The 13,304-nt window shown below is 61.2% G+C and carries 13 protein-coding genes; 4 read left to right on the top strand and 9 right to left on the bottom strand.

Annotation, left to right across the window (positions count from 1 at the left end; genetic code table 11):
• Positions 1–87: 87 nt before the first annotated feature.
• Positions 88–1,122 (top strand): patatin-like phospholipase family protein, encoded by a 1,035-nt coding sequence (locus QO231_RS21435; RefSeq protein WP_316781422.1) that lies wholly within the window; start codon positions 88–90, stop codon positions 1,120–1,122.
• Between the two features lie 5 nt (positions 1,123–1,127).
• Here the strand turns inward: QO231_RS21435 and QO231_RS21440 are convergent, their stop codons facing one another.
• The 4 genes from QO231_RS21440 to QO231_RS21455 form a co-directional block, all read right to left on the bottom strand.
• On the bottom strand, positions 1,128–1,829 hold the full coding sequence (locus tag QO231_RS21440) for a DUF502 domain-containing protein (protein WP_316781425.1): 702 nt from the start codon (positions 1,827–1,829) through the stop codon (positions 1,128–1,130).
• A 69-nt stretch (positions 1,830–1,898) separates the two neighbouring features.
• Complete coding sequence (locus tag QO231_RS21445) at positions 1,899–2,822, bottom strand: pseudouridine-5'-phosphate glycosidase (protein ID WP_316781428.1); 924 nt, start codon at positions 2,820–2,822, stop codon at positions 1,899–1,901.
• Positions 2,819–3,715, bottom strand: a complete 897-nt coding sequence (locus QO231_RS21450) for a PfkB family carbohydrate kinase (protein WP_316781431.1) — start codon at positions 3,713–3,715, stop codon at positions 2,819–2,821. Before QO231_RS21450 ends, QO231_RS21445 begins: the two co-directional genes overlap by 4 nt.
• Before the next feature lie 54 nt (positions 3,716–3,769).
• Positions 3,770–4,570, bottom strand: coding sequence for a DUF4198 domain-containing protein (locus tag QO231_RS21455; protein WP_316781434.1), 801 nt, complete (start codon positions 4,568–4,570; stop codon positions 3,770–3,772).
• Between QO231_RS21455 and QO231_RS21460 the strand changes: the two genes are divergently transcribed.
• Entirely contained in the window at positions 4,569–5,708 is a 1,140-nt protein-coding gene (locus QO231_RS21460; RefSeq protein WP_316781436.1) for a HupE/UreJ family protein, read from the top strand. The two genes, QO231_RS21455 and QO231_RS21460, sit on opposite strands and share 2 nt — an antisense overlap.
• Here QO231_RS21460 and QO231_RS21465 read toward each other — a convergent pair.
• From QO231_RS21465 to QO231_RS21485, 5 genes are all read right to left on the bottom strand, one after another.
• Positions 5,701–6,330, bottom strand: coding sequence for a thiamine phosphate synthase (locus QO231_RS21465; protein ID WP_316781522.1), 630 nt, complete (start codon positions 6,328–6,330; stop codon positions 5,701–5,703). The two genes, QO231_RS21460 and QO231_RS21465, sit on opposite strands and share 8 nt — an antisense overlap.
• A 386-nt stretch (positions 6,331–6,716) precedes the next feature.
• Positions 6,717–7,160: an RbsD/FucU family protein gene (locus tag QO231_RS21470; RefSeq protein ID WP_316781439.1), complete on the bottom strand. Its 444-nt coding sequence runs from the start codon at positions 7,158–7,160 to the stop codon at positions 6,717–6,719.
• A 63-nt stretch (positions 7,161–7,223) separates the two neighbouring features.
• On the bottom strand, positions 7,224–8,264 hold the full coding sequence (locus QO231_RS21475) for a substrate-binding domain-containing protein (protein ID WP_316781442.1): 1,041 nt from the start codon (positions 8,262–8,264) through the stop codon (positions 7,224–7,226).
• A 25-nt stretch (positions 8,265–8,289) separates the two neighbouring features.
• On the bottom strand, positions 8,290–9,300 hold the full coding sequence (locus QO231_RS21480) for an ABC transporter permease (RefSeq protein ID WP_316781445.1): 1,011 nt from the start codon (positions 9,298–9,300) through the stop codon (positions 8,290–8,292).
• Entirely contained in the window at positions 9,297–10,814 is a 1,518-nt protein-coding gene (locus tag QO231_RS21485; RefSeq protein ID WP_316781449.1) for a sugar ABC transporter ATP-binding protein, read from the bottom strand. The genes QO231_RS21480 and QO231_RS21485 overlap by 4 nt, the downstream gene beginning before the upstream one ends.
• Before the next feature lie 129 nt (positions 10,815–10,943).
• Between QO231_RS21485 and mtnK the strand changes: the two genes are divergently transcribed.
• Positions 10,944–12,203, top strand: a complete 1,260-nt coding sequence (gene mtnK, locus QO231_RS21490; protein ID WP_316781451.1) for an S-methyl-5-thioribose kinase — start codon at positions 10,944–10,946, stop codon at positions 12,201–12,203.
• A complete protein-coding gene (mtnA, locus tag QO231_RS21495) occupies positions 12,200–13,303 on the top strand; it encodes an S-methyl-5-thioribose-1-phosphate isomerase (protein ID WP_316781454.1) in 1,104 nt (367 codons plus the stop codon). The genes mtnK and mtnA overlap by 4 nt, the downstream gene beginning before the upstream one ends.
• Position 13,304: the final 1 nt, after the last annotated feature.

Below are 13,304 nucleotides of genomic sequence, written 5' to 3' on the forward strand. Positions count from 1 at the left end.
CCGGGCAGGGGGCCAGCCCCTTCCGGTGAAAATCAGGATTTTCACCGTTCACCCCCGGAGTACTTTTCCAAAGCTGAAGGGCAGGACGTGACACAAAAGAAGCGGATAAACCTCGCATTGCAGGGCGGCGGCGCGCATGGCGCATTTACCTGGGGTGTGCTCGACCGGATACTGGAAGACGACGATATCGAGATTGCCGGGATTTCGGGAACCTCTGCGGGCGCGCTGAACGGGGCGGCCTTGAAGGCGGGCATGATCACCGGCGGGCGCGAAGGCGCGCGCGCCAACCTGGACTGGTTGTGGTCGCAGGTCACCGGGCAGCAGGATACGCGCCTTGTGGACTGGATGCAGGGATTTGACATCGGCAAGATGGCACGGGCGATCGAATATTCGCCCGCTTTTGCCGCGATGGACTTGTGGTCACGAGTCGTGTCGCCCTACAGCTATGGCCCGTTTTACCGTAATCCGTTGATTCCGATCGTGGAGGCGTTTGATTTTGGCAAGGTCTGCGCCGATGTGGGCCCGGACCTGTTTATCTGCGCCACGCGTGTGCGAACTGGAAAGATCCGGGTCTTTTCCGGAGACGATATCACCACCGATGCAATCCTGGCGTCGGCCTGTTTGCCGACGGTGTTTCAGGCGATCGAGATTGACGACCCTGAAACCGGCCGTCGTGAACCATACTGGGATGGCGGCTATACCGGCAATCCGGCGCTGTTCCCGCTCTTCGCGCGACACCTGCCCGCCGATATCGTGATCATCAACATCAACCCGCTGGAGCGCGATTCGCTGCCCGTGACCACCCAGCAGATCCAGAACCGGATCAACGAGATCAGCTTCAACTCGTCACTGCTTCGGGAACTGCGCGCGATTTCCTTTGTTCAGCGGCTGCTTGATGACGGAACGCTGACGGCAGAAGACAAGGCGCCTGTGCTGGTGCATATGATCGCCGATGATGGGCTGATGAACGAATTATCCGTGGCGACCAAGCTGGTGCCGAGTATCTATTTCATCGAAAAGCTCAAGGCGGCAGGCCGGGCTGCGGCGGAAAATTTCCTTGCTGCGCACAAGAAGGACCTGAACAAGACCAGCACCGTGGATCTTGCCGACACCTACGGCTGACCGCGCTATTTCACCAAAGACTTCGAGTCATCCGCCGCAACTGTCGGATCCTTGCCATTGGGATAGACCAGTCCGGCGGAAATCACCAGCTTGGCAGCCTCTTCGACCGTCATATCCAGTTCTATGACATCTTCTTGGGGCAGGAACAGAAGGAAGCCGGATGTCGGGTTCGGAGTGGTCGGTAGGAACACGCTGACCAGTTTTCCGGTCGTTTCGGCGCGTTTGGCAACTTCACCCTTTGCAGTCGTCGAAATGAATCCGATCGCCCAGATATCCTTGCGCGGATATTGAATAAGGCAGGCCTTTTCGAACGAGCGTTCGGATTGCGCAAACACGGTTTCCGAAATCTGCTTGATCCCGGAGTAGATCGACCGAACCACCGGCATCCGATCGACAAGGCTCTCGCCCCAGCGGATCAGCGATCGCCCGATCAGCCCTTTGCCGATCCAGCCGACCATGATTGTGAAGAGCAGAAAGATGATCACGCCCACACCGCGCAGGTTGATGCCGATGTATTCCTCGGGACGCAGACGATGGGGGACCAGAGGCAGCACAAGACCGTCGATCCAGCCGATCACTGACCAGATCAGCCAGATGGTAAGACCCACGGGCGCGATCACCACCAATCCGGTCAGGAAGGATGAGCGCAGCCTCGCAAAGAGGCTGACTTTACGCGGGGGAGGGTTTTCATCGAATGGGGTGGTCATGTGTATTCCGCCAGTTCCGACGCGCAACTTATGTCTTCGCGCAGCGGGCTACAATAGCTGCTGGTAGCGTCAATCGTCTTGGCGGGAGAGTGCGCCCAGAGATTGTGCGATCCGGGCTGCGAAGCGCGCGTTGTTTCTTACCAGCGCAATGTTCGCGATGAGCGAGCGTCCTTCGGTCTGTTCGTAAATCCGCTGCAACAGGTATGGCGTCACGGCCTTGCCGACGATCCGGTGATGCGCTGCATCTGCCTGTGCGGCAACAATGATGGGCGCAAGTTCCTCGGCCGGGATCTCGGCATCGGCGGGAATTGGATTTGCGACGAGCTGGCCGCCGGGAATGCTCAGGTCCCGGCGCATCATGTGCGTGCGGGCAATCGCCTCGGGATCATCCATGCGCAGCGGTGCATCAAACGGGGATCGTGCTGACCAGAAGGCGGGAAAGGCATCCTGTCCGACCGCGATCACCGGTACGCCGAGCGTTTCCAGAACTTCAAGCGTCTTGCTGATATCCAGAATCGCCTTGGCCCCTGCGGCGACAACTGTGACCGGTGTTTGGGCGAGCTCCTGCAAATCGGCAGAAATGTCGAAGCTGGCCTCTGCACCGCGATGCACGCCGCCGATGCCGCCGGTAGCAAAGACGTCGATACCTGCGAGCCGTGCAGCGATCATGGTCGCCGCGACCGTGGTGGCACCCGTGCCGCCGGTTGCAAGACAGGCGGCGAAATCCGCGCGCGACAGCTTGGCAACGCCCCGGGCCTGGCCCAATGCGTCCAGTTGTTCGGTGTCCAGCCCGATATGCAGATGCCCCTCGATGACCGCGATTGTCGCCGGTGTTGCCCCGGCGTCCCGGATGTCCTGCTCGACCTGCCGCGCGACCTCGACATTCTGCGGATGGGGCATGCCGTGGGTAATGATCGTGCTTTCCAATGCAACCAGGGGCTGATTATTTTGGCGCGCGGCCCGGACTTCGGCCGAAAGGATGGGGTCAATCACAACGGTGTTTCTCCTGAAACATAGGTGGCGGCGGCGTGTAGCGCGCGGGTGAGGGCGGTCTGGCGGTCTGTGCCAGTCGCCTCGGCGGCGATATGCGCGGCCATGAAGGTATCGCCCGCCCCGGTCACCCGCGTGACCAGCACTTCGGGCGGAGTCTGGCAGATCAGATCATCTGCATCCGCCTCGGTGGCAGGGTTGCCTCCGTCGGTGACCAGAACCTTCAGCGCGCCGCGCGACATGAGCCCGATTGCGGCCTCTCTCGACGTGTTGAATTCGGTTTGGCAGAGCAGGCTGGCCTCTTCGAGGTTGAGGTAGAGTGTTGCGCGCCGGTGGTTGAGGAATGGCAACAGTCGTTCCGCCTTGCCCGGAGAGGCCGGTGCCACGCGCAGGTCGGCGGCGGCAAAGGCCGGACTCTGGGCGATTTTCTCAAGCAGTGATTGCGTCAGGTTGCCATCCAGCGCGACGTGACCGCGATAGGGGATGGCCTCTGATCCCAGGCTCGCGTTGGTCAAGGGGCGGAGGATCTTGTCGCCTGCCGCCTCCAGCGAATGTGCGTCGGCAATGGCCGCGATAAGCCCGTTGGCGCCTTCAACCGCCATATAGCGATCGGTGGGCAGGTCTTCGGAGCGATAGATATGTTCGGTGACCATGCCAAGCTCGGTACAGGCCGCGACAAGTTCGTCGCCCTCGGCGTCGCGTCCTATTGCCGTCAAGAGCATTGGGGTGAGGCCAAATCGTGCAAGCGTCATGGCAATGTTCATGGCGACGCCGCCGGGCAGGCGGGTGATCCGCCCAGGAACGTCCGACCCTTGTCTCATATGGCTCGCGGATCGGCCGATCACGTCCCAAAGGACGCTTCCGATACACAGAACTGGAGTGTTCGAACCGCTCATGACCCGACTTGTGCCGTCAATCCGATCCGGGTGCAAGCGGCGGGATTCGCTGCCTCAGGGCACCGCGAAAGTCATCGCTGCCCAGAGCGATTCCCAAACCTCGGGGCTGTCATCGGACAGCGGGCGCAAAACCACGGCATCCAGCAGGTATTCATGGCCCGATTTGATCGGGATAATGGCCTGACCCTGACTGTCAGTACGCTGCAAATTGATGGTGACGGTGTCATCCGGAGCCTTTTCAAAAACCTCGATCTGCGCATCGGCGCGCGGCTTTCCCCGATAGAGCAACTGCACGTGAAGGCCGTTTTCCGGATCATCCGTGTAGGGGTTCGTCAGAGCGACAAATTCCGTTTCCATGCTGGCCGGGCGGTCGCTGCCAGCGCCATCCCCCACCGCGATCAGCGCTTTGGCATAGCGGGTGTAGCGCTCGGCAAAGCCACTCTCTGGAAGTCCGCGATCTCGATGCCTCGCGCGGATATCGGGAAAATCCTTGTGTTCGGCAAAGGCCTTAAACTTCTCCCAGGTCTTGTACGTCAATGTCTGGGGAGCGGTCTGATGGACGACCACCAGCAGGCCGTCCAAGGGGGCGGTAGTCTCGATCGCCGGAATGTCACCCATGCGGCCGGCATAGGGCACCGCCTGTCCGGCAATGACCTGCTCAAGTCGCGCATTGCGCTTGTCGAAATAGGCGAGTGCAGTACCTTTGAAGTTCTGCCCGTTTCGGAACTGCGCTTTCAGAGGACTGCCGCTTTGGACTTGATATTCCTCTGGCTCGATCCAAAACTCATGTGATAGCGCCGGAATGGCAGTGAACAGCAAAGAGGCCAGAACGGCCAGTGAATGGCGGGATGACATGAGCAACACCTTTGGTCGAGTGAAGTTGATGCTGATCCTGCGGGCCGCGTTGTCAAGCCTGCTGCTGTTCGCGTCCTCGGCCTCTCACGCACATGAAGTGACGCCGACCATTGGCGATCTGACGGTTCAGGACGGGCTCTTGACGCTCGACCTGAGGCTGAATGTCGAAGCATTTCTGGCCGGGATCGATCTGGATGGGCTGGTGGACACCAACGCTTCTGCCATGTCGGATCAATATGATGCGCTGCGGGCCCTGACTCCTGCCGCGCTTGCGCCGCGCGTGCGGAGCTTTGCAGAGCAATGGATCGATCGAATTTCAGTGGATGCAAATGGCGAGGTGGCCCTGTCCGTCGCCACGATCGATGTTCCGGACGTTGGCGACCCGGAGTTGCCGCGCGCCAGCCATCTCGTCCTGACCGGTCAGGTGCCAATGACGGCGCGATCGCTGACATTGCACTGGCCTGACGGGGCCGGCGATCTGGTGTTGCGGCAGCAGGGCGTCACCGACCCGTTCACCGGATACATCGAGGGCGGTGGATCCAGCCCGCCGGTCCCCCTGGCGGGTGGCGCGAGCGCGAGTGGCTGGCGGACCTTTCTATCCTACGTTCCGGTCGGCTTTGATCACATCTTGCCAAAGGGGTTGGACCACGTCCTCTTTGTCCTGGGCCTGTTTTTTCTGAGCACCCACCTGCGGCCATTGGTCTGGCAGATCAGTGCCTTTACCCTGGCTCATACAGTGACTCTGGCCTTGGGCGCGCTTGGTTGGGTGCGCGTGCCACCGGATATTGTCGAACCACTCATTGCCGCGTCGATCACCTACGTCGCCGTCGAAAATATCGTGACCGACGGGCTGAACCGCTGGCGACCGGTCGTGATTTTCGGGTTCGGCCTGTTGCACGGTCTGGGATTCGCGAGTGTTCTGGGAGAGTTCGGATTGCCACCGGGGCAGTTCGTTGCGGCGCTGATCGGCTTTAACATCGGTGTGGAAGTCGGCCAGTTGACGGTCATTGCCATCGCGTTTCTGGCGGTTGGGCTCTGGTTCAGGAACAAGCCGTGGTATCGCGCGCGTATCGCGATCCCTGCCTCGGCGGTGATCGCGATGATCGGGGCTTACTGGTTCGTCGAGCGGGTCATCTGACCTGGCCGATTGACTTCAGTAGTGCAGAGAGCGCCGCTGCGGGATCGTCGGCCTCCCAGATTTCGTCGCCAATGCCGAAGAAATCCGTGATCGGAGAAAATGTGCACAGCAGATCAGGGGTCAGCCCGCCCTCGGCAACCACCGGGATTTCGATCACCTCGGACCACCACTGAAACAGGTCCAACTCCGCGACCGATCCGTCGCCCAGTGCCGTGGTGCCAACCGGTCCAAAGCTGATGTAGTCCGCTCCTGCCTCGCCGGCTGTCAGCCCGTCATGCCGGGACGTGCCACAAAAACTGCCGACGATGGCGTCGGGGCCAAGAGCCTTGCGGGCAAAGCGCACGGATTTGGCGGCATCTGTCAGGTGAACACCATCAAGCCCAAGACGTTCTGCCAGCACCACATGATCGTCGATGACCAGGGCAACATCACGCGCATGCGTGATCTCGCGCAGCGTATCGGCGGCCCGCGATATCCTGTCTTCGTCCCGACCTGACAGCGCCAACCTGACACAGGCGATTTCAGTACTGTCCATGACATGCGCCAGAGTCTCGGCAAACGGCTCGGTCTCAAAGGCCAGTGGCGTCGTTAGGTAGATCTGCGGCTTGTCGGGGCTGTCCATCATTGCATTCCTTGCAGTGTCTGGCCGTGGTGTAGCGGATCAAATGTTGGAAGAAAACTTCAATACAACGAAGCGAGGCAAGTTTGGCAAAGCTCGGTGCGCAGCCAGTTTTCCCAGGCATCCGGCGTGCTTGGAAACAAAGGCGTTCACGGCGGTGAGAAATTTTAAGGGCTCTCGCTGGCATAGCGGCGTCTGCCTCTGATCTGGAGTCAGAATCCATCTGCAGGAAGCGCGCGCGTCGCAGCGATTTGGAGTCACTCAGGGAAGTCCTCACCTGATCCGCGTAACACGGCCGATCGGGTAAGGCGTGACCGTGCCCTCCGTTCCGAGCAGCGCAAGGCACCCGGTGTCAGGGGGGCGCTCTGCCATCGGCTTGGTCCGGTGCTTCAGAAAATGACACCCTTGCGCAGGATAAAGCAGCCAAACGGGCGATCCTCGCTGCATTGCACTACGGCAAAGCTGCCACGGGCACGGCGATAGAATGCCTGACGTTCGATGCTCGACAAGATGCCGCCTTCGGGCAAGCGCGGTATCAGCACGTCCCAGACGGCCTGATGCACCTCTGACAGGGTGTCGGGCTCATGGTCGATCTCCATGCGCAACACGGAATGGGTATGGAATGTGTCCAGCGGCATCAGGCGCGTGATCAGATCGGCCACTGTTGTTGCGTCATGGCCCGGATAGTGGATCACGTCCCGCACCAGGCAACCTAACGCCGACCATGTGGCTGGATAGTTGCGGTCGGCAATCACGATTTCGTCGCCATGGCCCATCCGGGCAAGTGTGTAGAGCAATTCGGGTGTCGTGCGCGGGTCGATTCCGATCAACATGGGGATGCTCCGTTCTCGTGGAGGGACCCGGCCCCGCAATTGGCAAGGCCGGGTCTGTTGAAATCAACGTGCGGGAAGGGGCATCCAGTCGGCCATCGCCACATCCGCATGCTGAAACTGGGGCATCTTTGCGCCGAGGTCTTCCATGTTTCGGATGTCGTTGTCGTTCAGGAAGGTCTGCGTGATCAAGGTCGGCGGCACGATCACGGAGGCTCCGGGGTCTTCGCCGGCCAGCAGCAGGGCCAGCGCCCGGACCGAAACCTCGCCCACCACGGCAGGGTTCGTGGCGACGGTCGCCTTCCAGGCGCTGTCGGCTTCGCGCATCAGGGCGATGTCCGCAGTCGAGATATCGGCCGAGTAGATACTCATGTCATTGCTCAGACCCAACTCGTCCGCGGCGATCTTCACCCCCTTGGCAAACTCGTTGTACGGTGCGAAAAAGACCGAAATGTCGGGGTTGGCCTGAAGCGAAGCGCGCGCCTGGTTCGCGTTGGCGTTGGCGATCGGATTGTCGAGGGTGCCAATCCGTGCCGCTTCGGTGATGCCGGGATTGGCCTCCTTCACCTCTTCCCACGCGACGTGACGGCGATCCAGCGGGGCGATGCCCGGAACATAGACATAGCCCGCAGCAAAGCTGTCTCCGTTGTCCGCGATGGCCTGCTCCAATGCCATTTTGCCGAGCAGGTAGTCTGACTGTTCAATCTGCGGGATGGCTTCGTTTTCAACATTCACGTCGAAGGCGACCACCTTGATACCCGCATCCACCGCCCGCTGGGCGGCGTCGCGCATGGATTCCGTCAGACCGTGCTGGATGATGATGCCATCGACACCAAGCGCGATGGCCTGATCCACCATATCCGCCTGTAGTGCGGCGTCCTGACGGCTGTCGAGCACGCGCAGGTTGACGCCAAGCGCCGCCGCCTGGGTTTCGACTCCGGACAGATAGGCCTGAAAGAAGTCGCCCGTGGACAGATAGCGCACAAGCGCGATGGTCACGTCTTCGGGGGTGTCCAGAGGTGCAGGTGCCACCTGTGCCGTTGCTGCGCCCGCGCCAAGCGCGACGCTTGCCACGCTCGCCAGGGCCATGAAGTGACGTCTCAGCATATCGAGTCCTCCCTTTCGCTGATAATCAATGTCCCGTGCCGGTGCGGCGCGAGGACAGGTAGAATGTGAAGACAAGGGCGGCGACAAGAACAGTGCCCTTGACGAAATCCTGGGTGTAATAGGGGGCGTTCATCATGGTCATGCCCTGCAACAGGATACCGACGAACAGCGCGCCGATGGCGGTTCCGAATGCGTTGGGCCGGGCGGCTCCCAGAACCGCAAAGCCGATGAGCGCGGCCGCAACGCTGTCCAGGAGCAGGTTGTTGCCGCTGGCGATGTCGCCGCGCCCGAGACGGGCCGCCAACAGGATACCTCCGATGGAAGCGGTCACGCCGGAGATCATGTAGGCCGCTATCTTGTAGCGGTTGACCGGCGTGCCCACGAGGCTCGCTGCGCGCTCGTTCGACCCGATTGCGTACATCAGACGGCCATGGCGGGTGAACCCGAGGAACAACCAGATCAGCACGGCGATGGCAACGAAGATCACCACCGGCATCGGCAGCAGCCGGTCGATGACCACGTCAAACCGGTGACGGCCCAGCCACAGGAACGCGGCGGAAAACGTGCCTTCGGCGACAGCGCTGTCAGACAGGGTCATGCCAGTTGCGATGGAATTGCCCTGCGTCGGGATGCGCTGAAGACCGATCAGAAGAAACATCATGCCCAGCGTTGCCAACAGGTCGGGCACCCGGAATTTCACGATCAACAGGCCGTTGATCAACCCGACCAAAGCCCCCATTGCAAGGCACAGCGCGACGGCCACAAAGGCCGAGTGTTCGAGGATCACCATGGAATAGGCCGACAGCATGAGCGCCGATGTCGCGACCGCCCCGATGGACAGGTCGAAGCCGCCGACGACAAGCGTACAGGTCACGCCGAGTGCGAGGATGCCGGTAATCGCGACGGATTGCAGCACAAAGGCGGCGGACAAGGGCCCAAAGAACCCCGGCGCGGCGAGGCTGAAATAGACGATCAGTCCGATGAGAAGGATCAGGAAGCCATAGCGGATGGCAAAGTCGAGGAGTCGGTCAGTCATGAATGGGTGCCCGTTGCGGTCAACCTGACCCCCGAGATGTCCGCAACAAGCGCCGCGAGGTCGACGTTCTGATTTGCGTGTTCGCCGACGATTGCGCCTTCGTTCATCACGACGATACGGTCGGCGATCTCAAGCGCCTCATCGATCTCGGCAAGAAAAACCAATGTGGCGCGTCCCTGCGCCGTGGCGCGGATATGTCGACCGATGTCCCGTCGCGCACCGATGTCCACGCCCTGAAACGGCTCATCGAGCAAGAGCACCGTCGCAGGCTCCAGCAGCCAGCGGGCGATCATCACCTTTTGTTGGTTGCCGCCTGACAAGGTGCCGATGCTATCGCTCACCGACTGGCAGACGATGCCAAGCTGATCCACCTTTTCTTGCGCCTTGCTGCGCTGTTGTCGCGCCTTGAGGAACGCGCCGACGCTGAGGCCTTGCAGGAAGGGAAGGGTCATGTTGTCGGCAATGTCAAAGGCTGGGATCACGGCATTGGTGCCCCGGTCCTTGGGCGACATGAAGACCCCCTGGGCGACCGCATCCTCGACCGAGCGGGGCGCGTAGTCTTTTCCGTTGATGCGAATATGCCCTTTCGAGGCGCGTGCGATGCCAAAGAGAATCTCGGCCAACCGGCTCTTGCCACTGCCCAGCAACCCGACAAGCGCCACCACTTCGCCGTCATTCGCTGTGAGGTCAATCGGCGCCGCGTTGTCGAACAGGTGCAGTTCTTTGAGTTCGAGAACCGGTTTGGTGCCGCTTTGCACGGCGACATCCACGTCGGTCATGCGATGCCCCAACATCGCGGTGACCGCGGCCTCGTAGTCCAGCGGTTCGGTGTCGAACAGTCCCGAGATCGCGCCATCGCGCATCACCACGATTTGGTCGGCAATGCGGCGGATATCGGACATGCGGTGCGAGATGTATAGGATCGCGACGCCTTGATCGCGCAGGCGGTCGATCAGGGCAAAAAGCCGATCTGCCTCAGCCGCCGAGAGTGATGAGGTCGGCTCGTCCAGGATCAGCACTTGCGGGGCACGGGCCATGGCGCGGGCGATGGCGATCATCTGGCGATCGGCGACCGCCAGGTCTGACACCCGGGCGCGCAGATTTACGTCGATGCCCATGGCGGCAGCTACCTTGGCGGCCTCGGCGCGCAAGTGGCTTTCACGGACAAACAGGCCGTGACCGCGTTCGGCCAGGCGGTCGAGCATCAGGTTGTTGGCAACGTCCAGGTCGGGAATCACACCGTCGTCGATGGATTGATGCACCGTCACGACGCCCTTGCGGATCGCGTCCGCCGCATCTATCGGGTCGAACGCTGCTCCGGCCAGTGTCATGTTTCCGCCATCGGCGCGATGATGGCCGCAGACCACTTTGACCAGCGTGGATTTCCCGGCGCCGTTTGCACCCATGAGAACGGTCACGGATCCCGGTGACAGGGTCAGGTCGATTCCACGCAAGACATGGTTTTTTCCGAACGATTTTTGCAAACCGTTCACCTTGAGTGCGTCACCGGCCACGCGCTTCCTCCCCCTGTTGGCGCGACGGTAGGCGCGCGATATGACATTTGTCAAATGGTTTGACATAAGTATAAATTCACGGGTACGCAAAGGTGGACAGCGCGTCAAAGCAGGAGGGGGAAATCGCTGATGAGCGCAGGCATGGCGTACAAGGCTCTGACCGTGGACACATTGCCGGAGCGGCTGAAAGGCGTGGCGGCGTTGGCGGCCCAGGTCGGAGACGACGCGACAGCGTGGCAGGTGCAGGAGGTCGGGGACGGTAATCTCAATCTCGTGTTCATCGTCACCGGCCCCGGCGGCAAGGCAATCGTCAAGCAGGCGCTGCCCTATGTGCGACTTGTCGGGGACAGTTGGCCATTGCCGCTTTACCGGGCCTATTTTGAATATCACGCGCTGACACGTCAGGCGGCTCGCGATCCGGGGTCTGTGCCGAGCGTCTACCACTTTGACGAAGCACAGGCGCTGATCATCATGGAGTTTCTCGCCCCGCACGTCATCCTGCGGCGCAAGCTTATCGCGGGCGAGCGCGTCGCGGGGCTTGCCGAATTTCTGGGTCGATACTGCGCCCGAACGGCCTTTCGGGGCTCGGAGTTGTCGATGCAAAGACCCGACAAGAAAGCCGATGTGGCGCTCTTTGCCGGAAACGTCGAGATCCCGGCCATCACCGAAGCCCTGGTCTTTACCGATCCCTATTTCGATGCAGAGATGAACAGCCACACCGAGGGGCTGGAGCCTGTCATTGCCCGACTGCGCGCCGATGTGGGACTCAAGGTGAAAGTGCAGCAGGCGTTGCAGCGTTTCGTGTCGAACACGGAAACCATGGTGCATGGCGACCTGCATTCAGGCTCTATCATGTCGACCGACAGCGATAGCCGGGTGATCGACCCGGAATTCGTACAATATGGCCCGATGGGGTTCGATATCGGCATGCTTTGCGCGAATTTCCTGATGGCCTATTTCAGTCAGCCCGCGCATCGCGGGTCTGACCTTGCCGCGTATCAGGCGTGGATCCTCGGGGTGATTGCGGATACCTGCAGCATCTTCGAGACGGAATTTCGCCATCTTTGGGCAACCGAGCGAACAGGCATCCTGTTTCCCGCGTCTCTCTTCGAAGATCAGGATCACGACAGTTCTCCGGCCTGCGACGCCGTATCGGCGGGGCTGTGGCGCGATGCCTGGGCGGTTTGCGGGATCGAGATGCACCGGCGGTGCCTGTCCCTGGCGCACAATGCCGATTTCGAAGACATCGCCGATGCGTCGGTTCGTGCACCGCTCGAGGCGCGCAACCTCCTGATGGGTGCCGAATTGATCCACACGGCAGACACACTTGCCGATGCGATGGCGGTCTGCGCGCTTGCGCGCGACTATAATGGAAAGGACGTCCTATGAAAATCGACGGCACGCATTATCGGTCCCTGTGGTGGAACGGTGAGAGCGACGTTCTGGACATAATCGACCAACGCTGGTTGCCACATGACTTTCGTGTTGTTCCGGTGGCCACGATGCAGGATTTCGCCGATGCAATTTTCCAGATGCGGGTGCGGGGCGCGCCGCTGATCGGGGCCACGGCGGCTTATGGAATGGCGCTGGCAATGGCCGAAGATCCGTCGGTTGCGAATATGGACGCGGCCTGGACGTTTCTTGAGAAAACCCGCCCCACTGCGATCAACCTGCGCTGGGCTTTGGACCGCTGCCGCGCGGCATTGCGGCCTTTGCTCGAGGCGGAGCGCGCCGCCGCCGCTTTGACCCTTGCACATGAGATCGCCGACGAGGATGTCGAGATCAATCGCCGGATCGGAGAGAATGGTCTTGCCCTGATCCGCGAGATTGCAGCCAGAAAACCAGCGGGCGAACCGGTGCGATTGCTCACCCACTGCAACGCCGGATGGCTGGCCACCGTCGATTGGGGCACTGCGACCAGCCCGATGTACCACGCCCATGATGCCGGCATTCCCTTGCATGTCTGGGTCGACGAAACCCGACCCCGCAATCAGGGTGCCCTAACGTCATGGGAACTGGGCAAGCATGGTGTGCCGCACACCTACGTCACCGACAACGCGGGCGGCCATCTGATGCAGCACGGTATGGTGGACATGGTGATCACCGGAACCGACCGCACCACGCGGCGCGGGGACGTGTGCAACAAGATCGGTACCTATCTCAAGGCGCTGGCGGCACATGACAATGACGTGCCGTTCTATGTCGCTCTGCCATCGCCCACGATCGACTGGACGGTGGGCGATGGCATGGCCGAGATCCCGATCGAGGAGCGCGACGTGCAAGAGGTCACGCACGTGCAGGGGGTGATCGAAGGAGGAGGCATCGGCACAGTGCAGGTCACGCCCGCAGGCACGGCCGGGGGCAATCCGGCCTTTGACGTGACGCCGAACCGATTGGTCACTGGCCTGATCACCGAACGCGGGGTCTGCGAGGCGTCGGAAAAGGGATTGGCGGAGCTGTTTCCGGACTTCGCCAGGGCGGCAGAATAGA

Source organism: Sedimentitalea todarodis, from assembly GCF_032595355.1.
In the GTDB taxonomy this organism is placed as follows: domain Bacteria; phylum Pseudomonadota; class Alphaproteobacteria; order Rhodobacterales; family Rhodobacteraceae; genus Sedimentitalea; species Sedimentitalea todarodis.

Excerpts from the sequence above, each read along its gene's own strand:
- QO231_RS21440 (WP_316781425.1), bottom strand. The coding sequence starts at position 1,829 with ATGACCACCCCATTCGATGAAAACCCTCCCCCGCGTAAAGTCAGCCTC.
- QO231_RS21450 (WP_316781431.1), bottom strand. The coding sequence starts at position 3,715 with ATGAGCGGTTCGAACACTCCAGTTCTGTGTATCGGAAGCGTCCTTTGG.
- QO231_RS21460 (WP_316781436.1), top strand. The coding sequence starts at position 4,569 with ATGAGCAACACCTTTGGTCGAGTGAAGTTGATGCTGATCCTGCGGGCC.
- QO231_RS21455 (WP_316781434.1), bottom strand. The coding sequence starts at position 4,570 with ATGTCATCCCGCCATTCACTGGCCGTTCTGGCCTCTTTGCTGTTCACT.
- QO231_RS21465 (WP_316781522.1), bottom strand. The coding sequence starts at position 6,330 with ATGGACAGCCCCGACAAGCCGCAGATCTACCTAACGACGCCACTGGCC.
- QO231_RS21470 (WP_316781439.1), bottom strand. The coding sequence starts at position 7,160 with ATGTTGATCGGAATCGACCCGCGCACGACACCCGAATTGCTCTACACA.
- QO231_RS21475 (WP_316781442.1), bottom strand. The coding sequence starts at position 8,264 with ATGCTGAGACGTCACTTCATGGCCCTGGCGAGCGTGGCAAGCGTCGCG.
- QO231_RS21480 (WP_316781445.1), bottom strand. The coding sequence starts at position 9,300 with ATGACTGACCGACTCCTCGACTTTGCCATCCGCTATGGCTTCCTGATC.
- mtnK (WP_316781451.1), top strand. The coding sequence starts at position 10,944 with ATGAGCGCAGGCATGGCGTACAAGGCTCTGACCGTGGACACATTGCCG.
- mtnA (WP_316781454.1), top strand. The coding sequence starts at position 12,200 with ATGAAAATCGACGGCACGCATTATCGGTCCCTGTGGTGGAACGGTGAG.